Here is a 26,987-nt window from a genome sequence, read left to right as displayed (position 1 = left end):
CTGGACAACACACCCCTCACGCCGCCGGACCGTGGTCGTCGGGCGACGGGCGGCTGGGGCGGTGGGGCGGGGCGGGTCCTAGCGGACGATCTCGAACCGGACGGTGCCGGTCGCGACGGTGGCCTCGGTCAGCTTGACCTTCACCCACGTGCCGAGCTGGTTCTGACCGTCGGCGTTCGCGAGCACGGCGGGGTCCTGGACCTGCACGACCGCGCCACCCTTCTCGCGCTTGTCGACCACCATCGCGTCGAACACCTCACCCACGCGGTCCTCCAGGGCTGCGGCCTCGACCGCGTCGGCACACGCCCGCTCGACACCGTGGGCGACCTTGTCCGAGGCGGCCATGACCTCGGGCAGCGACGGCAGCGCCTCGCGTGCCCACCGGGGCACCTCCTCACCGGCGCTCAGCGCCGCGCAGATGGCCAGTCCGAACCGGTCCACCAGACGACGAAGCGGGGCCGTGACGTGCGCATAGGGGGCGGCGACTGCGGCGTGCCCGGACTGCTCCGGCACGTCGCCGTCGAACGGCGTGTAGCCGGCCCCGCGGAACAGGGAGGTCGCCTCGTGGATCAGCGCCAGGTGCTTGGGGTTGGTGCGGTCGAGGGTGCGCAGGAACTCGCCGTAGGCCGTCCCCTCCTGCCACTCGACGCCCAGGGCCCGGCTCGCGTGACGGAACCGACCCACGGCGTTCTGGTCCGGCGCGGGCATGGTGCGCAGGATGCCGACCTTGGCCTTCGTCATCAGCTCCGCGGCCGCCATACCGGTCATCAGCGAGATCTGGGCGTTCCAGTCCTCGACCTCCAGTGGCGGACGGAAGCCGATCCGGTAGTGCCCCTGGTCGTCCTCCTCGACCTCCTGCTCGGGCATGGGCAGGCTCGCACCCCCACGACGGCGCTCGAGCTCGATGCGCTTGCCTCCGACCTCCTTGAGGAGCACCAGGCGCTCGTCGGCCGAGCCGTCGTCGATGGCCTTCTGAACTCCTTCGTAGTCGAGCCGGTCGGTGCTCCTCACCATGGCCCGGTAGACCTCGACGGCGACACCCTCGGCAGCGGCATCGAGCCGCATGTCCCAGACGAAGGCCGGACGCGTCTGCCCTGCCAGCAGGCTGGCTGCGCCCTCGCTCAACGCGGTGGGGTGCAACGGAGTTCGCTTGTCCGGCGCATAGACCGTCTGGCCACGCCTACGGGTCTCCGCATCAACGGCACCCCCCGACCTCACGAAGGCCGGCACGTCGGCGATGGCGTACCTCACGCGGTAGCCGTCACCGTCGCGCTCGATGTGCAACGCCTGGTCGAGGTCCATCGACCCGGGCGGGTCGATGGTGAGGAAGGCGACCGCCGTCTCGTCCCGCTGCGGCAGCTCCGGCGAAGCCGCGGCTGCGGCCGCCTCGGCCTCGACCTCCGGCGGGAACGCCTCGGGCACGTCGAGCTCGGCCCGGATCGCGGTGAACCGGGCGACCAGCTCCGCGGACTGTGCGACGGCCTTGTCGGCCTGGGGCTGCTGAACGTGAATGCGGCGCATGGGCATGGAGCCAACCTATCCAGACGCCTGCGCGGGTGACCCTCACCGGACCGACGCACGTCGACACCTAGGCTGGGCCCGTGCTGATCCTGCTGCCTCCGTCGGAGTCGAAGACGGGCCGCGCCCGCGGACGGTCGGTCGTCGCCGAGCACCTGTCGTTCCCCGAGCTCGCCGCCACCCGCCAGTCCGTCGCCGAGGCCGTCGCCACGGTCAGCGCACACGCCGACGCGGCCGCCACGCTCGGCGTCAGCCCCAACCTCACGACCGAGATCGCCCGCAACCTCGTGCTCCACACGGCGCCGGCGATGCCGGCCTCGCGGGTCTACTCCGGGGTGCTCTACGACGCGCTCGACTACGCCTCCCTCGACGGCGCCGCGAAACGCCGGGCCAACCGCTGGCTCGTCGTCGTCTCGGCGCTCTACGGCGCAGTGCGCCCCACCGACGCGATCGCCCCCTACCGGCTTTCGATGGCCGTGAACCTGCCCGGTGTGGGTCCCCTCGCCAGCGCGTGGAAGCCGGAGCTGGGCCGCGTGCTCCCGGAGGCAGCCGGCCGTGGCGTCGTGGTCGACTGCCGCTCCAGCACGTATGCCGCGGCGTGGACTCCCCAGGGCGACCTCGCCGAGCGCTGGGTGCAGGTACGGGTGCCCGGCGCCACCCACATGGCCAAGCACACTCGCGGGCTGGTGGCTCGCGAGCTGTGCCGGGTCGGTCGTGACGTCCGTCGGGTGCCTCAGCTCGCCGACGTGCTCGGCGACGCCTTCGCCGTGACCGTCGAGGAGCCGACGAAGCCAGGGCGCCCCTGGGTCATCGACGCCACCGCGCGCACGTGACCGCGGTGCACCGCCAGTGAACGTCGCCGAGCTCGGCGACGTCCTCGCGCGGGTGCTGCCCGTGCTCATCTTCTTCGTCGCGATCACGGTGGTGGCCGAGATAGCTGATGCAGCAGGGGTTTTCGATGTTGCTGGTCACTGGGCCTCGCGTGCCGGACGCCATCGGACCCCGGTGCTGTGGCTGCTGTTCGTGCTCGTCGCGGTCGGGTGCACCGTCGTGCTGAGCCTCGACACGACAGCGGTGCTGCTCACCCCCGTGGGCCTGGCCATTGCCGCGCAGCTGAAGATCTCCCCGGTCCCGTTCGCGCTGACGACGTTGTGGATCGCCAACACCGCCAGCCTGCTGCTGCCCGTCTCCAACCTCACCAACCTGTTGGCCCTGCACCACTTCGCACTGCTGGGGGTAGGCCACGTGGGATATGTGCGACTGGCGGCCCTGCCCGCCGTAGCGGCCGTGCTGGGCACCGTCGCGGTGCTCTACGCCCTTCATCGCCGCGAGCTGAGCGGGCGCTACCTGCCCGATGCCCCTCCCGATCCGCACGACCAGGTGCTGCTGCGCGTCGCGGCCGCCGTCTGTGTGGCGGTCGGTCCCCTCTTCGCCGTCGGCCTGTCCCCGGCCTGGGTGGCGTCGACCGCCGCGCTGGTGCTCGTGGTCGCCGCCTGGGGTCGCAACCGCGACCTCGTTCGCCGGCTCGCGGTCCCGTGGCGGATGGCCCTGGCCGTCGCGGCACTGTTCGTCGTCATCGACGCAGCCCTCCAGCTCGGGCTCCAGCCCGCACTGGCGGCCCTGGCGGGCGAGGGCACGTCCGCCGGCGACCTAGCACGGGTGGCGGGTGTGGGCGCTCTGGCCGCCAACGCGGTCAACAACCTGCCCGCCTACATCGCGCTCGAGTCGGTGACCTCCGACGCGCCGGCACGCTTGATGGCGCTCCTGATCGGCGTCAACGTCGCACCGCTGGTCACCCCCTGGGCCTCTCTCGCGACGCTGCTGTGGGCGCAGCGGTGCCGGGCGCGCGGCGTGCACCCCTCGATGAAGGCACTTGCGGCCCAAGGCCTGCTCTGCGCCGTCGTCTCCGCCGGACTGGCCTTCGCTGCGCTCGTGATCGCGGCCTGACCCAGCAGTCGCGGGTGGCCTGTCACGGGGGTCAACCGGAGTCCAGCGGCTCGTCCGGTAGAACTGGCGCATGAACCCGCATGCAGGTCGCGACGTCGGACGGTACCTGCGCGACCTGGCGGCTCGGTTGGACGAGCTGGCCCCGACGGTCGTCGCCGGGACGCCTGACGCCGCGCACCAGATGCGGACCACCGCCCGCCGGGCCTCGGCCTGCCTGACGTCCTTCGGCGACGCACTGGCCATCCCCGATGGCGTCGGCATGGGGCGTGAGCTGTCCTGGCTCAGCGCCGAGCTCGGGGCGTTCCGGGACGCCGAGGTCCTCGCGACGAGGTTGCCGGCAGAGCACGAGGTGCCCGCTCCCGTCGAGCAGGCGCTGACCGAGGCGCTGGCGCGGGCGACGACCGACCTGCGCACAGCCCTGGACTCACCTCGGTTCGCCGCCCTCTCGCCGGCCCTCGCGGCGGCCGGCGCGATAGCCACCCCGCGACCCCGGCGGCGGGAGCTGCGCCGGGCCGTCCGGCAGGTGTGGCACCGCACGCAACGGCGCCACGCGGCATACCTGGCCGCTCGGGATGAGCACCTGCGCGACGAGGCACTGCACGAGGTGCGCAAGTCGCTCCGCCGGCTGCGCTACGCCTGCGACGCGCTCGGCACCTCGTGCGGGTCGCGCATCGTGGCGGGCGCCGCAGAAGCCAAGACGGTGCAGGAGGTCCTGGGCGAGCACCACGACGCGGTGGTCAGCATCGGGCTGCTCCGCGGGCTGGCTGCCGACGAGCGCGACCCGGGCAGGATCGCGGCCTACGTGCTGCTGTTCGACGTGGAGAACTCTGCGCGGGACCGAGCGCTGGCGAGGTTCGCCGCGACCTGGCCGCAGCTCGAACCACACTTCCGCCGCCGTCACTGACCACCGAGCCCGGACCGGCTCCGGTCAGTGGTCGCTCAGCCCAGTCCGCGGATGAGGTCCTCGATGACGTCCTGCACGTCCTCGAGCCCGACCGAGATGCGCACCGTGCCGTCGGTGATCCCGACGGCGGCGCGCGCCTCGGGCGTGAGCCGGCGGTGGGTGGTGGTGGCCGGATGCGTGACCATCGACTTGGCGTCACCCAGGTTGTTGCTGATGTCGACCACCCGCAGTGCGTTGAGCAGGGCGAACGCCTCGGCCTTGCCCCCATCGAGCTCGAAGGTCACCACGGTCCCTCCACCGAGCATCTGCCGACGGGCCAGCTCGTGCTGCGGGAACGACGGCAGCCACGGATAGAGCACCTTCGACACCCTGGGGTGGGTCTCGAGCGCCTCCGCGACGGCCAGGGCGTTGGCAGCCTGCTTCTCGACCCGCAGGGACAGTGTCTCCAGCCCCTTGACGAGGACCCAGGCGTTGAACGGCGACATCGAGGGACCCGTGTGCCGCATCAGGTTCTTGACGGGACCGTCGACGAACTCGGCGGTCCCGAGCACTGCCCCACCGAGCGTGCGGCCCTGGCCGTCGATGTGCTTGGTGGCCGAGTAGACGACGATGTCGGCACCGTGCTCGAGCGGCTTGGAGAACACCGGGGTGCCGAAGACGTTGTCGACGACGACCTGGGCGCCGACTGCGTGAGCGAGGTCCGACACCGCTCGCATGTCCACCAGCTCCTGCATCGGGTTGCTGGGGGTCTCGAAGAAGACGGCCTGCGTCGGCTCGGACAGGGCCGCACGCCACTGGTCGAGGTCCGGTCCGTCGACGAAGACGGTCTCGACGCCCCAGCGCGGCAGGATCTCGTCGAGGATGACGAAGCACGACCCGAACAGCCCGCGCGACGACACGACCCGGTCGCCACTGCCGAGCAGGGCGGCCAGCGCCACGAACACTGCCGACATCCCGGACGCCGTGGCGAAACACGCCTCCGCCCCCTCGAGCTCGCGCAGCCGCTGCTCGAACATCGTGACCGTGGGATTGCCGTAGCGCGAGTAGATGAAGTGGTCGACCTCGTCCTTGAAGGCCGCCTCGGCCTGCTCCGCGCTCTCGTAGACGAAGCCGGACGTCAGGTAGAGCGCCTCGGCGGTCTCGTCGAAGTTGCTCCGGTTGAGACCGCCGCGCACGGCGATGGTGTCAGGGCGGAATCCGCTCTGCGACAACGGGTTCGGCGTCACGTTGCTCACCCCTGCCGCCACGGCAGACCAGCATTCTTCCAGCCCGCAACCACGCGGTGGCCGTGCTCGTCGTGCGGTCCCTCAAAGCCCTCGAGCACGTTGTACGCCGGCCCGAGGCCAGCCTTGGTCGCGGCCTCCGCCGCGGCGATGGATCGCACGCCGGAGCGGCAGATGAAGTAGATCGGCGCCCCGTCGGGCAGACCTGCGTCCTGCAGCTGCTCGACGAAGTCACCGTTGAGGGCACCGTCGGGATAGCGCTGCCACTCGACGCAGACCACCCGTTTGCCGATCGGCGAAAGGTCCGGCAGCCCGACATAGCTCCACTCCGCGGTGGTTCGCACGTCGACGAGGACGGCGTCCTCCTCCGCCGCCAACGCGGCATACGCATCCTCGGGGGCGACGTCACCGGCGTAGGTGATGGACTCAGCGCTCATGGCGCCAGCCTAGAACTCACGCCACATGGCGAGACGGGCGGCCCACGTCGTGGACCGCCCCGGGGCGGGGATGTCCTCAGGTGCGGTTGGTGAACGCGACCGAGACGTTGCCGTCGGGCCAGACCTCCAGCGCGGTCAGCGACCCCGGGGCGGCAGCGAGACGCCACACCTTGTCGTGCGGGATGCCCAGGACGTGGGCGAGCACGCACATGATCGGCTTGCGGTGGCAGACCACCACCGTGGTGCCGCCCGCGGCGACCACCCGGTCGAAGGCGGCGACGACTCGCGCGGCCAGCTGGTCGTGCGACTCCCCGCCCGGACGGGCGTAGGCCGGGTCCTCGCGCATGGCAGCCAGCTCACCCGGGTGGTCGCGGACCAGGTCGGGGATGCTGGCGCCGTCCCAGTCACCGAAGTCCTGCTCGTCCCAGTCCGCGTCGACCAACGTCGTGACCCCGATCGCCTCGGCCACGGCGGCACCCGTCTCGCGCGCCCGCGCCAGCGATGACGTGACCAGGCGTGCCGGTGCGCCGCCCAGGAGGTGTGCGGTGGCCCGTCCTGCGGCTGCCGCCTGGGCCTGGCCGACAGTGTTGAGCGAGGGATCGGCTCCGCCCCGGCCGTCGAGGCGTGAGGCGACCGTGAACTCGGTGACGCCGTGGCGCACCAGCACGATCCGGGTCGGGGTGCCCTGCCAGGGCCCGGTGGCTGCCGGACTGGGTTCGGGGTCGATCAGCTCGTCGACCACCTCGTCGACCACCTCGTCGACAGGGTCGCCCCCGGTCTCGCCGCCGGCACCGCCCTCCCCCAGCATGCGGTCGATGGTCCGCCCGTCCATGCCGTCGTTGGACAGGGCGTCCGCGTCCTTGTTCTGCTCGCGTGGGATCCACCTGAACGACACCGACCCACCCGCCGCGCTGATCTGGGCGGCCAGGTCACGGGCCTCGAGCGCGAGCATGCGCATGTCCGGGTGCTTGATCTTCCAGCGTCCGGCCATCTGCTCGACGACGAGCTTGGAGTCCATCCGCGCCTCGACGTCGGCGCCCGCGTCGATCCGCAGGACCGCCTTCAAGCCGGCGATGAGGCCGGAGTACTCCGCGACGTTGTTGGACTCCTTGCCCAGTGGCGCGGCGCCCTCCCACAGCACCCGCCCTGTGACAGGGTCGCGCACGAGGGCGCCGTACCCGGCGACCCCGGGGTTGCCCCTGGAGCCACCGTCAGCCTCGATGACGAGCGCACGTCGGGTCGACGGCACGGTTCAGATGCCGGACTCGGCCGTGCGCACGAGGATGCGCCGGCACTCCTCGCAGCGCAGCAGCTCGTCCGCGGGCGCCGCCTTGATGCGGTTCATGTCCACGTTGTTGAGCTCGAGCTGGCACCCGCCGCACCGACGCTGCCGCAGCGGCGCCGCCGCGAGGCCGCCGCTCTGGACGCGGATCTTCTCGTACAGCGCGACGAGGTCGTCGCCCACGCCGGCCACGATGTCGGCGCGTGGGGCGGCCACCTTGGTGGCCTCGTGCTCGAGGTCGGCCAGAGCCGCATCCCTCGCCTCGGTGGCCGCGGTGATCTGCGCGGCGAGCGTGGCGTGCTCGACGTCGAGCTGCGAGACGGCGGACTCGGCGTCCTCGGCGCGCTCCATGACCTCGATCTCGACATCCTCCAGCTCGGACTGTCGACGAACCAGGGACTCGAGCTCGTGCTGGATCGCCTGCAGGTCCTTGGCCGAGCCGGTGCCGGAGTCCAGCCGGGCTCGGTCGCGGGCCGCCCGGTCTCGGACGAGCTGCACGTCGGCCTCCGCCTTGGCGATCTCGCGCTGGATGTCGCCGAGCTCGGTGCGAGCCCGCACCAGCAGGGAGTCGAGGCCCGCGGCCTTGGCCTGGAGGTCGGCCAGCACCGCGTGCTCGGGGAGGCTCTTGCGGGCGTGCGCGATCTGGTCGAGACGGGTGTCGATCGCCTGCAGGTCGAGCAGTCGCCATTGACGGGACGAGTCGGCTTTCAGGACGTACCTCCAGGCCCAGCGGGCGATTCGGCTCCGACCACGAAGTCCCACGGGTCGGTGCGCAGTGTTGAGATGTGGGTCTCCACCTTAGGGGCCTCCGGGCCGGCCTCCGCAACCGCCGTCCGCACGCGCTCGGCAGCACGCGCGAGCCAGAGCGACTCGGTGGCCCAGTGACCTGCGTCGACGAGGTAGGGCGGACCTCCCCTGGACTCCTCGCGGGCCTCGAGGACCGGGTGGTGGCGCAGGTCGGCCGTGACGTAGACGTCGGCACCGCTCGCCCTCACGTGGTCGAACAGGTCGTCGCCGGCGCCGCCCATTACGGCGACCCGCTGGACCGTGGCATCGGCCGGGCCGGCCACCCGAAGCCCGCCCGCGGAGGGCGGCAGGGCGGCATACAGGGACCTGGTGAACTCGGCCAGCGACACCGGCGCGGTGAGCCGTCCGACCCGCCCCAGTGGCTGTCCCTCGACGACGGCGAGCGGCTCGACGTCGCTGAGGCCGCACGCCTGGGCGAGGGCGTCGTTGACGCCCGGCGAGGCGACGTCGGCGTTGGTGTGTGCGACGTACAACGCGATGTCGTGGACCACGAGCGCCGTGACGCTGGCGCCCTTGGCACCCGACGTGGCCACACTGTGTATGCCGCGCAGCAGCAGCGGGTGGTGCGTCACCAGGAGGTCCGCGCCGAGGGCGCGCGCCTCCTCGATGACCGCCAGCGTGGGGTCGACGGCGAAGTGGATCCGCCGCACCGGCTGGGTGAGGTCGCCGGCCACCAGCCCGACCTGGTCCCACGACTGCGCCGTCGACGGCGGGTAGAGGTCATCAAGCACACGAACGACGTCAGCCAGGGTGGTGTGCATGTGGGCCCGGCCGGGCTCGAACCGACGACATCCACGGTGTAAACGTGGCGCTCTACCAACTGAGCTACAGGCCCGCGTCGTCACGGCCGGCGCAGGGCGCCGCGTTCGGACTGCGGTCGACATTCTGTCAGGTTGTGGCGCCACCCCACGCCACCGCAACACAACGTCCTGTTCGGAGGGGGTCAGACGAAGAATTTACCTGCCGGAACCGAGAAATCATGCCGGTGCTCCTTCCCAAAGGCCGTCGAACCCCAGCAAGATTCCGCCCAACGTGCCTCCACCCGGAGGCCGCCAGCTCGCGGCCGCACACCGCGGGTCGAACCCTCGAAGGGACGCACATGAATCGCAGGATCACGGAGCATCGTCTTCGGGCCACTGCTGTGGTGCCTGCCGTCGCCCTGGTTGCCGCCGGCTTCGCCGCCGCCGGCTCCACGGCCTCGGTGGCAGCATCCGCACCGGCCGGCTCTCCAGTCGCATCGTCGCCCGCCGGCGACTACTACCTCAACACGGTCGCGCCACGCGCCGAGGCGGCATTCGGCAAGGACGTCGCGGTCAGCAAGAGCAAGGCCGTGACCAAGCGGCAGGTCGACGCCCTGGCCAAGGCCAAGGTCTACGACGAGAAGCACGCCAAGGGCAACCCGCAGGCCGCGCGCCAGCTGGCGAAGCTCGAGGCGGAGTCGGTCCGGACGGGCAAGAGCCCCAAGGCCATCAAGGCAGCCAAGTCCACTCAGGTGGCCAAGCTCCTCACGATCCTGGTCGAGTTCAACACCCAGGCGAACGACGACTTCACCGGCTCCATGGTGCCCGACGGCTTCAGCGCCGACGGGTGCGTCGCGGGCAACGTCCAGAACGGGCCCACGCACAACACCATCCCCAACCCTGCCGGTGCAGGCCTGCTCGACAACAACTCCATGTGGATGCCGGACTTCTCGTCCGCGCACTACAACGCGATGCTCTACACCAAGACCGGCATCACCCAACGCGTCCGCACCGACCTCACGGGTCCTGACGGCCAGCCCGGCTTCGACATCTCCGGCTACACCATGAAGAACATGTACGAGGAGATGTCCAAGGGCGCCTACACCGTCAGCGGTGCCGCCACCCCGTGGGTCACCGTGACCCACTCGGAGGCGTACTACGGGGCGACCGTGTGCCACCAGAACGACGCGGGTGAGTGGGAGTACGGCGCGATCCAGGACATGCAGGGGCACCCGGACAACCCGCTCGGCCCGGGCCAGCTCCCGATCGACGCCGTGGCCGCCCTCGCCAAGGCCCAGCCCAACTTCCCGTGGGCTGACTACGACCTCGAGGACCAGGGCGACGTCGACGGCGACGGCAACGTCCTCGAGCCCGACGGGGTCATCGACCACGTCGTGCTCGTCCACGCCGGTGAGGACAAGTCCGGCGGCGGCGGGGCCCAGGGCCCCTACGCCATCTGGGCGCACTCCTCGGCGGTGGCCGGCGGCGCTCCCGTGCCCGGCACCAACCTGAAGCTGTCGAACTACATCGTGCAGCCCGAGGACTCCGGTGTCGGTGTCTTCGCGCACGAGTACGGCCACGACCTCGGTCTGCCGGACCTCTACGACACCGCCAGCGGCGGCGACTCCGACGTCGACTTCTGGGACCTGATGAGCTCCGGCTCGCACTCGGGCCCGATCTTCCAGTCGATGCCGACGCACATGGGCCTCTGGGACAAGTGGGTCCTGGGCTGGGCCGACCCGGTCCAGATCAACCCCGGGGACGACCCCCGCACGGTCATCGTGGGCCAGACCAGCCGCACCCCCAAGGGCACGGCTGACGGCGTCAAGATCAACCTGCCGCCCAAGACCCTCACCCTCGCCGTGCCGCACTCAGGCTCGAACATGTGGTACTCCAGCGCCGACCAGTCGTGGGCGAAGAACACGCTGACACGTGACGTCTCGGTGCCGGCCGGCGCCACGGACGCCCGCTTCTGGATGTGGGACAACTACTCCATCGAGGAGAACTGGGACTTCGGCTTCGTCGAGGTCTCGACCAACGGTGGCGCCACCTGGACCGAGCAGAAGGTCTACAACGAGGCGGGCACCGCGGTGTCCACCCCGGACGGCTACGCCGACCCGAACGGCCGCATGGCCGACTTCGGCGGCAAGAAGTACGGCCTCACGGGTGCCACCGATGGCTGGGCCCACCACTACGCCAACCTCACCGCCTTCGCCGGCCAGAACATCAAGGTCCGCTTGATGTACGCAACCGATGCGGGCTTCGAGGACAAGGGCTGGTTCGTCGACGACCTCTCCGTCACCAACGGCGCCACCACCGTGTGGACCGACGACGCCGAGGTCAACAACGGCTGGACCACCGCCGTGGGGACCTGGACCGACACGAGCGGTGCCGGCTGGGTGCTCGACACCGGCACGTCGCAGAATGCGCAGTACTACCTCGTGGAGTGGCGCAACTTCGACGGGTTCGACGCCGGCCTGCAGTACGCCTACGACACGACGTACCAGAAGCTCGGTGACAACGGTGCGTGGAAGGTCGAGAAGATCAGGTACAACGCGCCGGGCGCCCTCGTCTGGTACCGCGACACGGGGTACGGCAACGCCAACCACATCCTCAACAACCTCACGAGCCTGCCGAGTGAGGGTGCCAAGGGTGGCCTGCTCATCGTGGACAGCCACTTCGACCCGTTGCGTCGCACCGGGGCCAACGCCGTCCTCGACACCACCACGCTGAAGAACCTGCCGTCGCGACCTCAGTCGTCCAACGCAGCCTTCAACCTGTTCGGGACCTACCAGTTCAACGAGTGCCAGACCAAGGCTGACTTCACCGGCGAGGCGTGCAACGCCTTCCCGGCGCAGTCCGCGGTCAGGTCGTTCACCGACGACAAGACGTGGTACCCCGGCATGGAGATCCGCGGCAGCAAGGTCTTCTACCGTGACCCGGACGCCTCCACCGTCGTCCCGTCACAGGGCAACGCGCCGTACAGCGTTCGCGTCGTCGACGCTGCCGGCAACCCGCTGCCGCAGTACTACGGCCTCGACATCGGCCTCGCCACCCCACTCGGCTCGGGCAACCCTGCCGACGACGGTGTCGGCTACGGCACCTCGGTGACCGTTGCCAAGGCCATGGCGGGCAACCAGTCCGCGCAGATCAAAATCACGCCTCCGTCCCCCTAGTCCCTGGGAACCGCCAGAGAAGGGGACCACCGGAGAAATGGCGTGAGGGCCGGTATGCCGTGTGAACGGCATACCGGCCCTCGTGCGTCCGCGGACCCCACCTCCCGGTGTCACGCGGCCGGGAGGGCCACCTCGAAGGTCGTGCCGCTGCCCAGTTCGGACTCCACGCTGATGGAGCCGCCGTGGCGCGCGATGATCCGGGCGACGATGCTCAGGCCCAGACCGGTGCCGGGGACCTGGAGGGCGACGGGGTTGGTGCTCCGGAAGAACTCGGTGAACAGGGACTGCTGGTCCTCGGTGGAGATGCCCAGCCCGTCGTCGGTGCAGAGCAGGACCACGCTGTCGCTGTCTCGCCGGGTGCTCAGCCGCACCTCTCCGTGGTCAGGGCTGAACTTCACCGCGTTGCTCACGAGGTTGTCGACCACCCGCGCCAGCTCGTCGGCGCTGCCGGTGACCACCGCGACCCCGTCGGACAGGTCGCTGGTCAGGCGGATGCCGCGCTGTTCGGCGCCCGGCAGGAACATGTCCATCGCATCGCGGGTCAGCCCGGCCAGGTCCACCTGGCTGCTGACGAGAGGGCGATCCGGGTCACTGACTTTCGACAGGGTGAGCAGGTCGTTGACCAGGGCCTGCAGCCGGTGGGTGTTGCGCTCCATGACCCCCAGCGACCAGTCGCTGTCCGTCGTCGGGTCGTCATGCAGCAGCTCCAGGTGGCCGACGATGGAGGTGAGGGGGTTCTTCAGCTCGTGCGCCACCGTGGCGAACAGGTCCGTCTTCGCGCGGTCGGACTGGCGCAACCGGTCAACCAGGCGGCGCTCCAGCTCGAGCAGCCGCGCGTTGACGATGGCCCGTCCGATGTCCCGGCCCATCTCCAGCGCCGAGGCGGCCTCCGCGTCGCTCCAGGTCGGTTCCTGGGCCGAGCGGGTGATGACGAGGTGGCCCAGGCACTCACGGCCCGCCCCGATGGGTGCGAGCATCCAGGCCCCGCCGCCGAAGGGCGCCGTGAAGGCGAGCATCGTGGCAACTTCCTCCTCGGTCAGCAGTCCATGGGGGTGAGTCGAACCCGCACGCACCAGCGCGGCAGTCCGCCGTCGCCAGCACTGCTGGGCCACCCTCCGCACCAGGTTGAGGACCTCCGCGGGGGCGCTGTCGGAGCCGTGTCCGAAGTGGGCGACGACGCTGCCGTCGGCCGGGTCGTTCTCGCGGCCGAACGTGCGCACCCAGATCGCGGACCCCTTCAGACCCTCCAACACGGGTTCGACGACGGCTTCCACGGCGCGAGCCGGGTCCAGGACTTCCTGGGAGATCCGGGCGACGGTGTGCACCGCGGCGGCGAGGCGCGCCTGCTCGGTCAGCGCGAGTCGCTGTCGAGCTCCGTTGATGGCGATGCCTGCCTGGTTGGCGAAGACCTCGAGCAGCGCCTGCTGCACCTCGTCGGGGCGCTTGCCACTGAGCGGAAGGTCGACGGTGATCATGCCCAGCCACGTGCCGGCGACGTCGTAGAAGGGCGCGAGCAGCGTGTCGAGGGGGTCCCAGGAGTCCGGCTCCCCGATCGCGGAGACATCCCACCCCTCTGCCACCCAGCCGGGCTGCGAGGTCGTCGGCAACCGGTCCGCCGGTACGAACCGCAGGGTGCCCCACTTCTCGGCGATCTCGAACTCGGCCTCCACCAGGCCGCGGGGGGTGCGTCGGCCCATCAGCTCGCGGCGCGCACCCGGGTCACCGCCCACGGCAACGACCTCGAGGTCGCCGTCGGGCTGCACCAGGCTGACGGCGGCCACACGAAAGCCCACGACGTCGGCCGCGCCCTCGACGATCAGGTCGAGCACGTCCTGAAGGCTCTCCTGGCCGCTGGCGCGGTTCATCAGCTCCGACAGGCCCCGCAACGCCTGCATCCCGGTCGTGGTCAAGACCACCGACTGCTCACCCCTGACTGACTGTCGTGACTCCCCAGCACCGACGCAGGGTAACCGCAAAGGGGGCTCGTCCAACCGCTATCGCCCGGTATGTCCGCCCTCTTCATCCGTTGGGACTAGCGCAGGGGGGCGAAACAGCCACCCGCCGCCCGGGAGGGGATAGTCAGCCGCGCAGCTCGGCCAGCGCCGAGTGGTAACCGGTGAAGTCGCGGGCCTGGCCGATCTCGTTGACCAGCGACCACCGGATCACCCCACCGGTGTCGACCAGGAACGTGCCGCGCACCGCCGCACCGGCCTGCTCGTTGAAGACGCCGTAGCTCTGCGCCACGCCGCCGTGCGGCCAGAAGTCCGACAGGAGGGGGAAGAAGTAGCCCTCCTTGTCGGCCCAGGCGCGCTGGCTGAACATGTGGTCGCAGGAGACGGCGAGCACCTGCACGTCGTCGGCGACGAAGCCGCCGAGGTCGTCACGGATCTCGCACAGCTCACCGGTGCAGATGCCGGAGAACGCGAAGGGGTAGAACACCAGGACGACGTTCTTGGCGCCGCGGAACTGCGCGAGGGAGAACTCCTGGCCGTTCTGGTCCCTGAGGGTGAAGTCCGGGGCCGCAGCCCCGACAGCCAAGGGTGAGGTCATGCCCGGCAGTCTGCCAGCGACGTCAACGCCGACCGGTCTTGGGGGCGACCAGCCTGGTGGCCGTCCAGTCGTCGCAGGCGTTGACGGTGCCCGAGGTGTGCAGACCCGCGGTGGTCGCGGCTTCCTCGATGTCGCTCGCCTCGACGTGGCCGGGACGACCCGACTTCAGCGTGAGGACGACGACCGAGCCGCCCTCTCCCAGGTTGGTCAGGGCGTCGACGACGGCATCGACGAGGTCTCCGTCGTCCTGCCGCCACCAGATGAGCGAGGCGTCGGCGACGTCCTGGTACTCCTCGTCCTCGAGCTCGGTGCCGGTGTGATCCTCGATGGCGAAGCGGAAGTCGTCATCGACGTCGGAGTCGTAGCCGAACTCCTGGATCACCTGTCCTGCGGTGAGGCCGAGTCGGCCCACCGATGCTTGCAGCGCGGAGCGCGCTGGCGTGGTCACACCCTTCTCCATCCCTCGAGGCGGTCAGTTGCGGGTAAGTCCATCGGGTTGAGCCGGGATTTTCAACCGAGTCGGCGGAAAACGCACACATTCCCACCGCGTGGACAAGGTTGGGGTCGGGCATATGGCCGATCAGCACTCCCCCACGCGACCGGTTAGGACCGGCTAGACCGGCTAGACCTGCTGGGCCCGCTGGCGGGCTCGGCCCGAGCGGACCACCTGCTCGGCAAGCAGGCGGACCGCCTCGGGCTCGTCGAGGTGGGCGACGACCGGTGAGACCGGGCCCACGGTCGAGAGCAGCTTGACCGTCGCCACGCCGCGACGGCGTTGCACCGGCCCCTGCTCCACCTTCAGCGACTGGATGCGCGCGTGCGGCACGAACTGGGCCGCGCGGTACCACGCGCCGCGGCGGGTGAGGAGGCCTCCGGGCACCACGGCATACCCCTGGCGTCGCCAGCTCAGGGGATCGAGTGGCATCGCTCGCCTGCTGGCGGTGACGAACCCCTCTGCCGTGCCCTCCCCTTCCAGCGCGGCGAGGGCCGCTGCCGGAGGTATGCCGGGGTGCACGAGAGCGAGGACGTGGAGGGCTTCCTGTCGGTTGCCGACCGGCATCAGCACCGTCTGGGTGACGTCGTCGCCGGTGCCCGCCCCGGCGACGTTGACCTTGATCCGCCACCAGCCGGTCAGCCGCCATGGCAGCGACTGGCTCACCTCGACCGCCTGGATGCGGTGCAGCGGCACCGTGGTGGTCCGCAGGTCGGTGAGGCCGTGCCGGATCCGGAGCCGGTCGCCCTGCTGGAGCAGCTCGAAGTTGCACTCCTGGATGAGTCGCTTGAGGTGGGACGTGCCCACCGCAAAGGTCATCGGGCCGAGCCAGGCCACCATCTCCGGCACGCCGAGCGCCACCGAGACCACGAGCGCGGGTACCGCGAGCAGGATGACCGCCCCGGGGCCGGTGTAGAGGATGGACTGCAGGATGCGGGAGTTCGGGATCGCGAGGATGCGCTGGCCGACGGGCGCCGGCGCCGGCAGGTCGGCGTAGTCCTCGTCAGACAGGTGGGCTCCGCCCCACTCGCGCGTTCCGCTCGGCGGTGCGACCGAGGGTGCGCCGACCTCGTCGCTGCGTCCCGCGAGGGCCATCAGCTGCTCTCGCACCTGTTGGGCCTGGGCGTCGGTGAGGAAGGACAGCTTGAGGTGCGAGTCCTTGCCACCCGCGGACTGGACCACGACCTCGGACAGTCCCGTCAGGCGAGCCAGTAACGGCCGCCCCAGGTCGACGGCCTGGATCCGGTCGAACCGCACCTGCCGGTGCTGGCGGTAGACCACGCCGGTCCGCAGCTCGATGAGGGTGTCGGCGACCCGGAATCGGGAGAACCGCCAGGACACCCAGGCGCCCGCGATGATCCCGAGCAGGACGACGAGGACGCCGATCGCGGCCCAGCCCAGGTGGCCTTGCGTGGGGTCGTCCCGCTGCGCGCCGAAGAACGAGTCCGCCTGCTGCGACACGACGTAGGCCAGCACGGCGACGAACGCGATACCGCCCTTGAGCAATGGTGAGAGGGGGTGCAGGTGCCGCCATCCGGTCTCGGGAGCCGGCTCCGACGCCGGGACCGGCGTCGGCTCGACAGCGCTCACAGGCCAGCCCGCTGGGACTCGCCCCGGGCCGCGAGCCGCTCCCTGAGGGCCTCGGCCTCGGCCGTGGGCAGCCCCGGGATCTGGCCGCCGCTCTGGGGCGAGGCGGTGTGCAGCTCGACGGTGGCCATGCCGAACCGCCGCCCCAGCGGACCGGACTGCACGTCGACGAACTGCAGCCGGCCGTAGGGCACGCTCACCAGGGTCCGGAACATCCGACCGCGGCGGACCACCAGCTCCTCCGCACCTTCGGCCCACGTGATCGCAGGGACCTGCCGACTGATCAGCCAGGCACCGAAGGCGAGGGCGACTGCGAGGACCACGGCTCCCACCCAGAACCACGTCCACACGAACACCGCGAGCGCCAGCAGGGCCAGCAGTGGCGGAACGAGGAACACCGACAGGACGAGCAGCCGCGCGGTGGCGAGCTTCGGCGAGACGGGCCGCCACGGCATACCGGTGTCGCCGAAGAGGCGGACCTCATCGGGGGACGGGGACTGTTCGATGGGGGCGTCGCTCACGTTCCCAACCTATCCGCCGGTGAGAGGCTCGGGTCCGCGACATACATTGCTCGCGTGGGACGGGTGACGAGACGGACGCCGGCGCTCCGGGTCGAGGTGACCTCGGACGGGGTCCGGTCGACGGCGCGACCGGACACCCTCGCCGTCGAGGAACCCCTCGAGATCCGCGTGGCCGGCACCTCGGTCACCGTCACGATGCGCACGCCGGGTGACGACTTCGACCTGGCACTGGGCAACCTGCTCACCGAAGGGGTGCTGCGCCGGGCCGACCAGGTCCTCCGCCTCATGCACTGCCTCGACGAGGACGAGTCCGGCTCCCCCACCTACAACGTGGTCGACGTGACGCTGGCACCCGGCGTCGTGCCCAACCTCGGACGCGTCGCCCGCTCGGGCTACCAGAGCAGCGCCTGCGGCGTGTGCGGCAAGACCAGCATCGACGCCATCACCGCGAGCAGCCCGTATGCCGTCGGCGACGACCCGCTGCGGCTGTCACCCGTCGTCGTGGCTGGCCTCCCCGAAACGCTGCGGACCCGGCAGAAGGTCTTCGACAGGACGGGCGGGCTGCACGCGGCGGGGATCTTCACCGCCGATGGCGAACCCCTCGTCGTGCGTGAGGACGTCGGGCGCCACAACGCCGTCGACAAGGTGGTCGGCTGGGCCGGTCGTGAGGGGCTGCTGCCCTTGACCGGGCACGTCCTCGTCGTGAGCGGGCGGGCGAGCTTCGAGCTGGTCCAGAAGGCCGTGATGGCCGGGCTGCCCGCCCTGGTCGCGGTGTCCGCACCCTCGTCGCTGGCCGCAGAGCTGGCTACGGAGTCCGGGCTGACGCTCGTGGGTTTCGCCCGCCCCCCGCGCCTGACGGTCTATGCGGGTGGCCACCGCCTCGGTCTGTGAGCCGAGGCAGTTCGTCCACGCTTCGCATACTGGCCAGTAGCCACCTCCGGTTGTGACCTGCGCCTCTTTGGGGTGGAAGATGGACGAGGAGGCCGCAGGCAACCCCGCGACCCCTCGTCAACTCTGGCGCGAGAAAGGACTCACGACCGTGGCCGCACGCGAGGAAGCCGGACCCATTCTCAACGGCATCCCCAGCCAGCTCCCGGACATCGACCCCGAGGAGACCAAGGAGTGGCTCGACTCCCTCGACGGGGTCATCGAGGAGGGCGGTCGGCAGCGGGCTCGCTACGTCATGCTCAAGCTGCTCGAGCGCGCTCGTGAGATGCAGGTCGGGGTCCCGTCGCTGACGGCGACCGACTACATCAACACCATCTCGCCCGAGCAGGAGCCGTGGTTCCCCGGCGACGAGGAGGTGGAGCGTCGTTACCGCGCCTACCTGCGCTGGAACGCCGCGGTCATGGTGCACCGCGCGCAGCGTCCCGGCATCGGGGTCGGCGGGCACATCTCCACGTACGCCTCTGCCGCGACCCTCTACGAGGTCGGCTTCAACCACTTCTGGCGCGGGCCCGACCACCCCGGCGGTGGCGACCAGGTCTTCTTCCAGGGGCACGCCTCCCCCGGCATGTACGCACGCGCCTTCCTCGAGGGCCGGCTCACCGAGGACCAGCTCGACGGGTTCCGCCAGGAGAAGAGCCACATCGTCGGCGGTCAGCCGGTGGCGCTGCCGTCCTACCCCCACCCGCGGTTGATGCCTGACTTCTGGCAGTTCCCGACGGTGTCGATGGGCATCGGCCCGATGAACGCCATCTACCAGGCGCAGTTCAACAAGTACCTCCACAACCGCGGCGTCAAGGACACCAGCCAGCAGCACGTGTGGGCGTTCCTGGGCGACGGCGAGATGGACGAGCCCGAGTCGCGCGGCCTGCTGCAGCTGGCAGCCGGCGAGGAGCTCGACAACCTCACCTTCGTCGTCAACTGCAACCTGCAGCGCCTCGACGGCCCCGTCCGTGGCAACGGCAAGATCGTCCAGGAGCTCGAGGCGTTCTTCCGTGGCGCCGGCTGGAACGTCATCAAGGTGGTCTGGGGTCGCGGCTGGGACCCGCTGCTGGCCCAGGACCGCGACGGCGCCCTCGTGCACCTCATGAACACGACGAGCGACGGCGACTACCAGACCTTCCGCGCCAACGACGGCAAGTACGTCCGGGACTTCTTCTTCGCCCGCGACCCCCGCACCCGCGAGATGGTCAAGGACTGGTCGGACGAGGACATCTGGTGGCGGCTCAAGCGCGGTGGCCACGACTACCGCAAGGTCTTCGCGGCCTACCAGGCGGCGATGAACCACACCGGACAGCCGACCGTGATCCTGGCCAAGACGATCAAGGGCTACGGCCTCGGCAGCCACTTCGCCGGCCGCAACGCGACGCACCAGATGAAGAAGCTCACCCTCGACGACCTCAAGGGCCTGCGCGACAGCCTCAAGCTGCCGATCTCCGACGAGGTGCTGGAGAAGGACCCCTACTCCCCTCCCTACTTCCACCCCGGCCCCGACGACCCGAGCATCAAGTACCTGCTCGAGCGCCGCGAGAAGCTCGGAGGCCCGCTGCCCGTGCGTCGCGTGCAGCACGAGCCGCTCAAGCTGCCCGACCACTCGGCCTACGACGTCGTCAAGAAGGGCACCGGCAAGCAGCAGATCGCCACGACGATGGCGTTCGTCCGACTGCTCAAGGAGCTGATGCGCGACAAGGAGTTCGGCAAGCGCGTGGTGCCGATCATCCCGGACGAGGCACGCACCTTCGGCATGGACTCGTTCTTCCCGACGATCAAGATCTACAACCCGCACGGCCAGAAGTACACCTCGGTCGACGCGGAGCTGATGCTCGCCTACAAGGAGGCCAAGGACGGCCAGATCCTGCACCTCGGCATCAACGAGGCGGGCTCGATGGCAGCGTTCACCGCGGCCGGCACGTCCTACGCCACGCACGGCGAGCCGATGGTCCCGATCTACGTCTTCTACTCGATGTTCGGCTTCCAGCGCACAGCTGACTCGATCTGGGCGGCCGCCGACCAGATGGCTCGCGGGTTCCTGATCGGCGCCACCGCCGGCCGCACCACCCTCACCGGTGAGGGCCTGCAGCACGCCGACGGCCACAGCCCGATCCTGGCTGCGACCAACCCGGCCGTGGTGTCCTACGACCCGGCGTTCGGGTTCGAGATCGGGCACATCATGGAGGACGGGCTGCGCCGGATGTACGGCGACGACCCGGAGAACGTCATCTACTACATCACCGTCTACAACGAGCCGATGAGCCAGCCGCAGGAGCCCGAGAACGTCGACCACGAGGGGATCCTGCGGGGCATGCACCTGTTCGCTCCCGGCATCCCCGACGGGCTGCCCGACGACGCGCCGCGTGTGCAGCTCCTGGCCTCGGGTGTCGGTGTTCCGTGGGCCCTCGAGGCGCAGGACCTGCTGCGCAACGACTGGGGCGTCGTCGCCGACGTGTGGTCCGTGACGTCATGGAGCGAGCTGCGCCGGGACGGGATGGCCTGCGACGAGCAGCGCTTCCTGCACCCCGAGGGCGAGGCCCGGACCCCCTACGTCACCGAGCGGCTGCGTGACACGCGCGGTCCGGTCGTCGCCGTCTCCGACTACATGCGCCAGGTGCAGGACCAGATCCAGCAGTGGGTGCCCGGAGACTTCGCCTCGCTCGGCGCCGACGGGTTCGGGTTCTCCGACACCCGGCCGGCGGCACGTCGGTACTTCCACATCGACGGCCCGTCCGTCGCCGTGCGGGCGTTGCAGATGCTCGTCCAGCGCGGCGAGGTCGACGGTGGGGTGGCCCGTGAGGCTGCGGCCCGCTACCGCCTGCTCGACGTCACCGCCGGCACGTCCGGCAACGCAGGTGGCGACAGCTGACCCTGGCCCCGCCATGCCCATGAGATGAAACCTGTTGCACGACAAGGTATGCCGCCCGCTCACCTGAGCGGGCGGCATACCTGTCCCTGGGGCAGGATGACAGGGTGACCTCCCAGCCCGCACTGACCCCACGGCGCCGCGTCGCCGTCACCGGCTCCACCGGCAAGCTCGGCCGCACGGTCGTCGCCCACCTTGCCGAGCACGGGTACGACGTGCTCGCGCTCGACCGGACCCGACCCCCCTCGCCGGCGACGCCGTTCATCACCGTCGACCTCACCGACTACGGCCAGGTGCTCGAGGCGTTCTCCGGCGGGGTGGATGAGCACTCGACACCCGTGGACGCGGTGGTGCACCTCGCGGCCATCCCCGCGTCCGGGCTGACGACCAATGCGGCGACGTTTGCCAACAACTCGGCCGCGACCTACAACGTCTTCGCCGCCGCCCGCGCCCTGAAGGTCCGCAGCATCGTCTGGGCGTCGAGCGAGACAGTTCTCGGCCTGCCCTTCGACACTCCGCCGCCCTACGTCCCCGTCGACGAGGAGTACGACCCGCGGCCGGAGTCGACCTACTCGCTGAACAAGGCGCTCGAGGAGGAGATGGCCCGGCACTTCTGCCGGTGGGATCCCGAGCTGGTCATGGTGGGCCTGCGCTTCTCCAACGTCATGGACCCGGAGGACTACGCGGCCTTCCCGTCGTTCGACGCCGACCCGTCCCTGCGCAGATGGAACCTGTGGGGCTACATCGACGGTCGCGACGGCGCGCAGGCGGTGCGGCTCGGCCTCGAGCGGACCGAGCCAGGGTGCGAGGTCTTCGTCATCGCCAACGCGGACACGGTGATGAGCCGCTCGAGCGCGGACCTCGTGGCCGAGGTGTTCCCCGGCGTCGAGGTGCGCAAGGACCTCGGAGAGCACGAGACCCTGCTGGGCATCGACAAGGCCCGACGGCTGCTGGGCTACGAGCCGGCGCACTCCTGGCGGGAGCACGCCGGCTGACTGCGCGCAGTCAGCCCGACGTCAGCCGACGTCAGCTCAAGGTCAGCCCGACGTCAGCGCCCGAGCAGCTCCTTGCGAGCCGTGACGCAGATGTCCGGCTGGTCGCAGAAGACCCCGTCCACACCCGCCCGCAGGAACGCCACGACCTCGTCCACCGCCCTGCCGTAGTCCGCAGGGTTGGGGCCGACCCGGTAGTCGGTGGGCAGGAAGGTGTTCTCGGCACGGAACGTGTAGGGGGTGACCTTGAGGCCGGCCGCATGGGCGGCAGCAACCAGTCCGGTGGGGCTGCCCAGGGTGCCGTCGCTCCTGCGGGGCACCACGAGGTTCTTGTCCGGGCCGATCCCGTCGATCGTGCCTGACAGCGACCTGAGGCTCGCGGGCGCGAGCAGGTCCGCGTACGTGCGGGGGTCGCCGCTGCTGGCCAGGTCGTAGGGCGCGCCCGTCCCGCTGGCGAGGAAGACCTCGTTCGCCTTGTAGCCGTAGGTCCTGCGGAGCGCGACCAGGTTGCCGAGCTCGAAGCTCTGCACCCACACCGGTGCGTTGGGGCGGTTGAGGTGGTGCTTGTCCAAGAGCTTCATGAGCGCGGCCTCGGGGTTGAGGCCCTTGGTGTGGAAGTAGGTCGAGTGCTTGATCTCGGGGATGATGCCGACCTGGCGGCCGTACTCCTTGGAGAGCCTGTCGCGCAGCTCGAGCACCTCCTCGAAGGTCGGGACTGCGTAGCGCCCGTCGTAGAGGGTGTTCTCCTGGCGGATCTGGGGCAGCCGCTCCTTGGCACGCAGGGTCCGCAGCTCCGCGAGCGTGAAGTCCTCCGTGAACCACCCCGTCGTCGAGACGCCGTCGAGCAGCTTGGTGGTCTTGCGGGCGGCGAACTCGGGGTGGTCGGCGACGTCCGTGGTCCCCGAGATCTCGGGCTCGTGGCGGTCGACGAGCACGCCGTCCTTGGTCATGACGAGGTCGGGCTCGATGTAGTCGGCATGCATGGCGGCAGCCAGCTCGTAGGCGGCCACGGTGTGTTCGGGTCGGTACCCGGAGGCGCCCCGATGGGCCAGCACGAGCGGGAGGGTCGCAGCACGTCCGGTGTCCGGGGTGGCGCGTGCGGCCGTGGTGCTGGCGCTGGCGCTGGCGGCCACGGTGGAGCCGAGGACGAGGGCCCCGGTGGCGAGGAGGACAGGGAGGGTTCTGGTCATGGCCACGACGCTAGGAACTGCCGGGCGGCAGCGGGCGACCGCGCGGTGTCGAGCGGGTGAAGCCGAGCCGAACCGTCGGAGGCCGCGGTGCCATGGTTGTGGGCGGCATACAAATAGACTGGGGGTATGCCGGCCACTCGCGTGAGCACGTCGACCGCCACCCTGCAACGGGTCGAGCGTTCCGCAGGTGAGCTCTCATCGGCCGCGACGAAGCGCATGGAGGCGGCCCACGACTGGTACCGGGTGCTCTCGGCGGAGGACCGATCGTGGGTGGGACTGGTGGCCCAGGCCGGCATTGCCGCGTTCATCGCGTGGCTCCGCGCCGGCGGCGACCAGACCCCCGTGACCGCCGATGTCTTCGGCACGGCGCCACGCGAGCTGACCAGGTCGATCACCCTGCGCCAGACCCTGGACCTCGTGCGGTCTGTCGTGGACGTCGTCGAGCAGGACGCCACGGCCCTCGCCGAGCCCGGCGAGGAACAGGCGCTGCGCGAGTCGGTGTTGCGCTACTCGCGCGAGATCGCCTTCGCCGCCGCCGAGGTCTACGCCCACGCCGCAGAGGCGCGCGGCGCCTGGGATGCGCGGCTCGAGGGCCTCGTGGTCGACGCGGTCCTGCGCGGTGAGGCCGACGACTCGATGCAGTCTCGCGCCGCAGCCCTGGGCTGGGGGTCCACGACCCGGGTCGCGGTCATCGCCGGCAGCACCCCTCCGGGAGGCTCAGCCGGCATCGTGGACGGGCTCCGTCGTGCGGCCGAACGCGTCGGTGTGGACACGCTCATCGCGGTCCAGGGACGCCGACTCGTCTGCATCCTCGGCAACGTCGACGACCCCATGACCGCAGCCCTTGCCGTCGCCGACCACTTCGGCGACGGACCGCTCGTCGTGGGCCCCACGGTGCCGCACCTGTTCGCGGCCGGCCGGTCGGCGCGGGCTGCCCTGGCCGGCCAGTCCTGCGCCCATGCCTGGCCGGGCGCACCCCGACCGGTGACCGCCGACGACCTGCTCGCCGAGCGCGTCCTCGTGGGCGACGCTCCGGCCAGGGCACTGCTCCTCGACCGCATCTGGCACCCGTTGTCGTCCAGCCGCGGTGGTCTCCTGGAGACCGCGTCGGCCTACCTCGAGACCGGTGGCGGCCTGGAGGGCACGGCGCGGGTGCTGTTCGTCCACCCCAACACGGTGCGCTACCGCCTGGGCAAGATCGCCGACCTCACTGGCTACCAGCTCACCGACCCGCACGACGCGCACACGGTGCGGATCGCCCTCGCCCTCGGCAGGCTGAGTCGACCCGTCATCTCCGCGTCCAGACCCGTCAACGGCACCTAGAGAGGGCTTCACCCGCGCTCGGAGGCGACTGCACGCAGCCGCTCCCACACCACGCCATTTGTAGACATCCTCCAAATGTCGTGCCGGATGTTCGTGCCAAACGGTCACGCTGAGGTCACGACCGGACCGCAAGGCTGGGAGCGTGCTAGCAATCGTCTGCCCGGGACAGGGCTCCCAGACCCCCGGCTTCCTCGCCCCATGGCTCGAGCTGCCGGCGTTCCGCGAGCGGCTCGAGTCGCTCTCCGACGTCGCGGGACTCGACCTGGTCGCGCACGGCACCACCTCGGACGCCGAGACCATCAAGGACACCGCAGTCGCCCAGCCGCTCATCGTCGCCGCGGGCCTGGCCGCTGCCGCCGTCCTGTTCCCCGACGGCCCACAGTCCGCGGTGGCCGTCACCGCCGGGCACTCGGTCGGCGAGATCACCGCCGCCGCCTTCGCGGGCGCGCTGTCGGACCACGACGCCATGGTGTTCGTCCGCGAGCGCGGGGCCGGGATGGCCGCCGCCAGCGCCCTCGCCCCGACCGGCATGAGCGCCGTCCTGGGGGGAGACCCCGTCGAGGTCGCCGAGGCGCTCAGCCGCTACGGCCTCACCGCCGCCAACGCCAACGGCGCCGGCCAGACCGTCGCCGCAGGCACCCTCGACCAGCTCGCGGCCCTGGCCGCCGATCCCCCCGCCAAGACGCGAGTCATCGCGCTCCAGGTGGCCGGCGCGTTCCACACCGCCCACATGTCGCCTGCCGTCGACGCCCTCGAGCAGCTCTCCGCCGACTTCGACGTCAGCGACCCCGGCGTCACCCTCCTGTCCAACGCCGACGGCCGACCGGTGGCGGGCGGGTCCGACACGCTGGCCCGGCTCGTGCGACAGGTCAGCAGCCCGGTGCGTTGGGACCAGTGCATGCATACCCTCGTCGACCTCGGCGTCACGGCGCTGATCGAGCTCCCCCCAGCAGGCACCCTCGTGGGCCTCGCCAAGCGCGCGATGCCCGGAGTTGCCACACTGGCAGTCAAGACGCCCGACGACCTCGAGGCGGCCCAGCAGCTGGTTCGCGACCACGGCGGAGACCCCGCCCCCACCCGTTCCCTCCCGACCGACTCGCAAGAGGCCTGACATGACCGCACCAGCCCCCAAGGGCACCGGCTTCATCACCCCTGCGGAGGGAGCGACGTACGCACGCATCATGGGCGTCGGTGGCTACCGACCCGAACGCGTCGTCATGAACTCCGAGCTCGTCGAGGCGATCAACTCCTCCGACGAGTGGATCCAGGAGCGCTCCGGCATCAAGAGCCGCCGGTTCGCGGCCAAGGACGAGAGTGTCGTCGACATGTCCGAGGCAGCCACCCGTGAGGCGCTCACCGCTGCCGGGCTCGAGGCGTCCGACGTCGATGCGGTGGTCGTGGCCACGGTCACCCACCCCTACCAGACGCCCGCAGCCGCACCGATCCTTGCCGACCGCCTCGGCATCCGTGGCGCAGCCTTCGACATCTCCGCCGCCTGTGCGGGCTACTGCCACGCCGTGAGCCTGGCCAGCGACATGGTCCGCGGCGGCAGCGCACGCCACGTCCTCGTCGTCGGGGTCGAGAAGCTCTCCGACTTCACCGACATGTCGGACCGCGGATCCGCCTTCATCTTCGGCGACGGCGCGGGAGCCGCGATCGTCGGCCCGTCGGACACCCCCGCCATCGGCCCGACCGTGTGGGGCTCGGACGGGTCGCAGTGGAAGACCATCTCGCAGCGCGACTCGTGGGTCGAGGTCCGCGACGGCGACCTGGGGTGGCCCGCCATCGGCATGGCCGGCCAGTCGGTCTTCCGCTGGGCTGTCTGGGGCATGGCACCTGTCGCCCAGAAGGCTCTCGACGCCGCCGGGGTGCGCGCCGAGGACCTCGACGCCTTCATCCCGCACCAGGCCAACATGCGGATCATCGACGCGATGATCAAGCAGCTCAAGCTGCCCTCCGACATCCCCGTCGCCCGCGACATCGCCGAGACCGCCAACACGTCCGCCGCCTCGATCCCCCTCGCCACCGAGCGGATGCTCCGCGAGGGCGAGGTGGCCCATGGCGGGCTGGCCCTGCAGATCGGGTTCGGTGCCGGGCTCGTGTATGCCGCGCAGGTCGTCGTCCTCCCCTGACCAGACTCCCGCCGGCCCGCGGGTGATCCGGGCCACCGCAGTGACCACACGTGACGACCACCTGTCACACCAACAGAAATGAAGGAGCTGAGCCGGATGGCGCAGAGCGAGCAGGAGATCCTCGAGGGTCTGGCCGAGATCGTCAACGAGGAGACCGGGCTGGACACCGAGTCGGTGCAGTCCGAGAAGTCCTTCACCGACGACCTCGACATCGACTCGCTGTCGATGATGACCATCGTCGTCAACGCCGAGGAGAAGTTCGGCGTGCGGATCCCGGACGACGAGGTCAAGAACCTCAAGACTGTCGGCGACGCCGTCAGTTTCATCGCCAAGAACCAGGGCTGAGCCGGTCTGAACCCAGCG

At 70.6% G+C, this 26,987-nt stretch carries 23 protein-coding genes and 1 tRNA gene; 11 read left to right on the top strand and 13 right to left on the bottom strand.

The genetic code is table 11. The features are described from left to right. Positions 1–78: 78 nt before the first annotated feature. On the bottom strand, positions 79–1,521 hold the full coding sequence (locus AC1DS4_RS01170; RefSeq protein ID WP_477631999.1) for an RNB domain-containing ribonuclease: 1,443 nt from the start codon (positions 1,519–1,521) through the stop codon (positions 79–81). Positions 1,522–1,601: 80 nt separating this feature from the next. Here AC1DS4_RS01170 and AC1DS4_RS01165 point away from each other — a divergent pair, with 80 nt between their 5' ends. The 3 genes from AC1DS4_RS01165 (at position 1,602) to AC1DS4_RS01155 (ending at position 4,369) form a co-directional block, all read left to right on the top strand. Further along, positions 1,602–2,351, top strand: a complete 750-nt coding sequence (locus tag AC1DS4_RS01165; protein WP_477631998.1) for a YaaA family protein — start codon at positions 1,602–1,604, stop codon at positions 2,349–2,351. A gap of 16 nt (positions 2,352–2,367) precedes the next feature. Continuing rightward, on the top strand, positions 2,368–3,465 hold the full coding sequence (locus AC1DS4_RS01160) for an SLC13 family permease (protein ID WP_477631997.1): 1,098 nt from the start codon (positions 2,368–2,370) through the stop codon (positions 3,463–3,465). Positions 3,466–3,535: 70 nt separating this feature from the next. Next, a complete protein-coding gene (locus tag AC1DS4_RS01155; RefSeq protein WP_477612620.1) occupies positions 3,536–4,369 on the top strand; it encodes a CHAD domain-containing protein in 834 nt (277 codons plus the stop codon). A gap of 35 nt (positions 4,370–4,404) precedes the next feature. Here the strand turns inward: AC1DS4_RS01155 and AC1DS4_RS01150 are convergent, their stop codons facing one another. The 6 genes from AC1DS4_RS01150 to AC1DS4_RS01125 all read right to left on the bottom strand — a co-directional run bounded on the left by AC1DS4_RS01150 (position 4,405) and on the right by AC1DS4_RS01125 (position 8,953). Beyond that, positions 4,405–5,595 (bottom strand): O-succinylhomoserine sulfhydrylase, encoded by a 1,191-nt coding sequence (locus AC1DS4_RS01150; RefSeq protein ID WP_477632290.1) that lies wholly within the window; start codon positions 5,593–5,595, stop codon positions 4,405–4,407. A 5-nt stretch (positions 5,596–5,600) separates the two neighbouring features. Continuing rightward, positions 5,601–6,029 (bottom strand): rhodanese-like domain-containing protein, encoded by a 429-nt coding sequence (locus AC1DS4_RS01145; RefSeq protein WP_477612619.1) that lies wholly within the window; start codon positions 6,027–6,029, stop codon positions 5,601–5,603. A gap of 76 nt (positions 6,030–6,105) precedes the next feature. Next, positions 6,106–7,278 (bottom strand): bifunctional RNase H/acid phosphatase, encoded by a 1,173-nt coding sequence (locus AC1DS4_RS01140; RefSeq protein ID WP_477631996.1) that lies wholly within the window; start codon positions 7,276–7,278, stop codon positions 6,106–6,108. Positions 7,279–7,281: 3 nt separating this feature from the next. Next, a complete protein-coding gene (locus AC1DS4_RS01135) occupies positions 7,282–8,073 on the bottom strand; it encodes a zinc ribbon domain-containing protein (RefSeq protein WP_477631995.1) in 792 nt (263 codons plus the stop codon). Further along, positions 8,019–8,879, bottom strand: a complete 861-nt coding sequence (locus AC1DS4_RS01130) for a Nif3-like dinuclear metal center hexameric protein (protein ID WP_477631994.1) — start codon at positions 8,877–8,879, stop codon at positions 8,019–8,021. Before AC1DS4_RS01130 ends, AC1DS4_RS01135 begins: the two co-directional genes overlap by 55 nt. A gap of 1 nt (position 8,880) precedes the next feature. After that, positions 8,881–8,953: transfer RNA gene (locus AC1DS4_RS01125), tRNA-Val, on the bottom strand. A gap of 264 nt (positions 8,954–9,217) precedes the next feature. On the opposite strand from AC1DS4_RS01125, the gene AC1DS4_RS01120 reads away from it, so the two are divergent. Beyond that, positions 9,218–12,034, top strand: a complete 2,817-nt coding sequence (locus tag AC1DS4_RS01120) for an immune inhibitor A domain-containing protein (RefSeq protein ID WP_477631993.1) — start codon at positions 9,218–9,220, stop codon at positions 12,032–12,034. 110 nt (positions 12,035–12,144) lie between these two features. On the opposite strand, the gene AC1DS4_RS01115 is transcribed toward AC1DS4_RS01120, so the two are convergent. From AC1DS4_RS01115 to AC1DS4_RS01095, 5 genes are all read right to left on the bottom strand, one after another. Next, positions 12,145–13,950 (bottom strand): ATP-binding protein, encoded by a 1,806-nt coding sequence (locus AC1DS4_RS01115; protein ID WP_477631992.1) that lies wholly within the window; start codon positions 13,948–13,950, stop codon positions 12,145–12,147. 163 nt (positions 13,951–14,113) lie between these two features. Continuing rightward, complete coding sequence (locus tag AC1DS4_RS01110; protein ID WP_477631991.1) at positions 14,114–14,584, bottom strand: peroxiredoxin; 471 nt, start codon at positions 14,582–14,584, stop codon at positions 14,114–14,116. 22 nt (positions 14,585–14,606) lie between these two features. Beyond that, a complete protein-coding gene (locus AC1DS4_RS01105) occupies positions 14,607–15,032 on the bottom strand; it encodes a DUF3052 domain-containing protein (protein ID WP_477612613.1) in 426 nt (141 codons plus the stop codon). 174 nt (positions 15,033–15,206) lie between these two features. Then, positions 15,207–16,667 (bottom strand): PH domain-containing protein, encoded by a 1,461-nt coding sequence (locus AC1DS4_RS01100; protein WP_477631990.1) that lies wholly within the window; start codon positions 16,665–16,667, stop codon positions 15,207–15,209. After that, positions 16,664–17,185, bottom strand: coding sequence for a PH domain-containing protein (locus tag AC1DS4_RS01095; RefSeq protein WP_477612611.1), 522 nt, complete (start codon positions 17,183–17,185; stop codon positions 16,664–16,666). Before AC1DS4_RS01095 ends, AC1DS4_RS01100 begins: the two co-directional genes overlap by 4 nt. Before the next feature lie 63 nt (positions 17,186–17,248). Between AC1DS4_RS01095 and fdhD the strand changes: the two genes are divergently transcribed. From fdhD to AC1DS4_RS01080, 3 genes are all read left to right on the top strand, one after another. Next, entirely contained in the window at positions 17,249–18,076 is an 828-nt protein-coding gene (fdhD, locus tag AC1DS4_RS01090; protein ID WP_477631989.1) for a formate dehydrogenase accessory sulfurtransferase FdhD, read from the top strand. Positions 18,077–18,224: 148 nt separating this feature from the next. Then, on the top strand, positions 18,225–20,990 hold the full coding sequence (aceE, locus tag AC1DS4_RS01085; protein ID WP_477631988.1) for a pyruvate dehydrogenase (acetyl-transferring), homodimeric type: 2,766 nt from the start codon (positions 18,225–18,227) through the stop codon (positions 20,988–20,990). Between the two features lie 104 nt (positions 20,991–21,094). Further along, on the top strand, positions 21,095–21,982 hold the full coding sequence (locus tag AC1DS4_RS01080) for an NAD-dependent epimerase/dehydratase family protein (protein WP_477631987.1): 888 nt from the start codon (positions 21,095–21,097) through the stop codon (positions 21,980–21,982). Between the two features lie 53 nt (positions 21,983–22,035). Here AC1DS4_RS01080 and AC1DS4_RS01075 read toward each other — a convergent pair whose 3' ends face one another. Then, positions 22,036–23,169: a glycerophosphodiester phosphodiesterase gene (locus AC1DS4_RS01075; protein WP_477612607.1), complete on the bottom strand. Its 1,134-nt coding sequence runs from the start codon at positions 23,167–23,169 to the stop codon at positions 22,036–22,038. A 126-nt stretch (positions 23,170–23,295) separates the two neighbouring features. Here AC1DS4_RS01075 and AC1DS4_RS01070 point away from each other — a divergent pair, with 126 nt between their 5' ends. The 4 genes from AC1DS4_RS01070 (at position 23,296) to AC1DS4_RS01055 (ending at position 26,969) form a co-directional block, all read left to right on the top strand. Continuing rightward, positions 23,296–24,492, top strand: a complete 1,197-nt coding sequence (locus AC1DS4_RS01070; RefSeq protein WP_477612606.1) for a PucR family transcriptional regulator — start codon at positions 23,296–23,298, stop codon at positions 24,490–24,492. Between the two features lie 142 nt (positions 24,493–24,634). After that, entirely contained in the window at positions 24,635–25,603 is a 969-nt protein-coding gene (locus tag AC1DS4_RS01065; RefSeq protein ID WP_477631986.1) for an ACP S-malonyltransferase, read from the top strand. A gap of 1 nt (position 25,604) precedes the next feature. After that, on the top strand, positions 25,605–26,624 hold the full coding sequence (locus AC1DS4_RS01060) for a beta-ketoacyl-ACP synthase III (protein ID WP_477631985.1): 1,020 nt from the start codon (positions 25,605–25,607) through the stop codon (positions 26,622–26,624). 96 nt (positions 26,625–26,720) lie between these two features. Beyond that, a complete protein-coding gene (locus AC1DS4_RS01055) occupies positions 26,721–26,969 on the top strand; it encodes an acyl carrier protein (RefSeq protein ID WP_056923461.1) in 249 nt (82 codons plus the stop codon). Positions 26,970–26,987: the final 18 nt, after the last annotated feature.

The sequence above is a fragment of the Pedococcus sp. P3_C7 genome, assembly GCF_056402615.1.
Note: the sequence above shows the minus strand (reverse complement) of the source record. Positions and strands in the feature narration are given on the sequence as shown.

What these genes read in the sequence shown, in the direction of transcription:
- AC1DS4_RS01170 (WP_477631999.1), bottom strand. Translation starts at nt 1,521, where the DNA reads ATGCGCCGCATTCACGTTCAGCAGCCCCAGGCCGACAAGGCCGTCGCA.
- AC1DS4_RS01155 (WP_477612620.1), top strand. Translation starts at nt 3,536, where the DNA reads ATGAACCCGCATGCAGGTCGCGACGTCGGACGGTACCTGCGCGACCTG.
- AC1DS4_RS01145 (WP_477612619.1), bottom strand. Translation starts at nt 6,029, where the DNA reads ATGAGCGCTGAGTCCATCACCTACGCCGGTGACGTCGCCCCCGAGGAT.
- AC1DS4_RS01130 (WP_477631994.1), bottom strand. Translation starts at nt 8,879, where the DNA reads ATGCACACCACCCTGGCTGACGTCGTTCGTGTGCTTGATGACCTCTAC.
- AC1DS4_RS01120 (WP_477631993.1), top strand. Translation starts at nt 9,218, where the DNA reads ATGAATCGCAGGATCACGGAGCATCGTCTTCGGGCCACTGCTGTGGTG.
- AC1DS4_RS01110 (WP_477631991.1), bottom strand. Translation starts at nt 14,584, where the DNA reads ATGACCTCACCCTTGGCTGTCGGGGCTGCGGCCCCGGACTTCACCCTC.
- AC1DS4_RS01075 (WP_477612607.1), bottom strand. Translation starts at nt 23,169, where the DNA reads ATGACCAGAACCCTCCCTGTCCTCCTCGCCACCGGGGCCCTCGTCCTC.
- AC1DS4_RS01070 (WP_477612606.1), top strand. Translation starts at nt 23,296, where the DNA reads ATGCCGGCCACTCGCGTGAGCACGTCGACCGCCACCCTGCAACGGGTC.
- AC1DS4_RS01060 (WP_477631985.1), top strand. Translation starts at nt 25,605, where the DNA reads ATGACCGCACCAGCCCCCAAGGGCACCGGCTTCATCACCCCTGCGGAG.
- AC1DS4_RS01055 (WP_056923461.1), top strand. Translation starts at nt 26,721, where the DNA reads ATGGCGCAGAGCGAGCAGGAGATCCTCGAGGGTCTGGCCGAGATCGTC.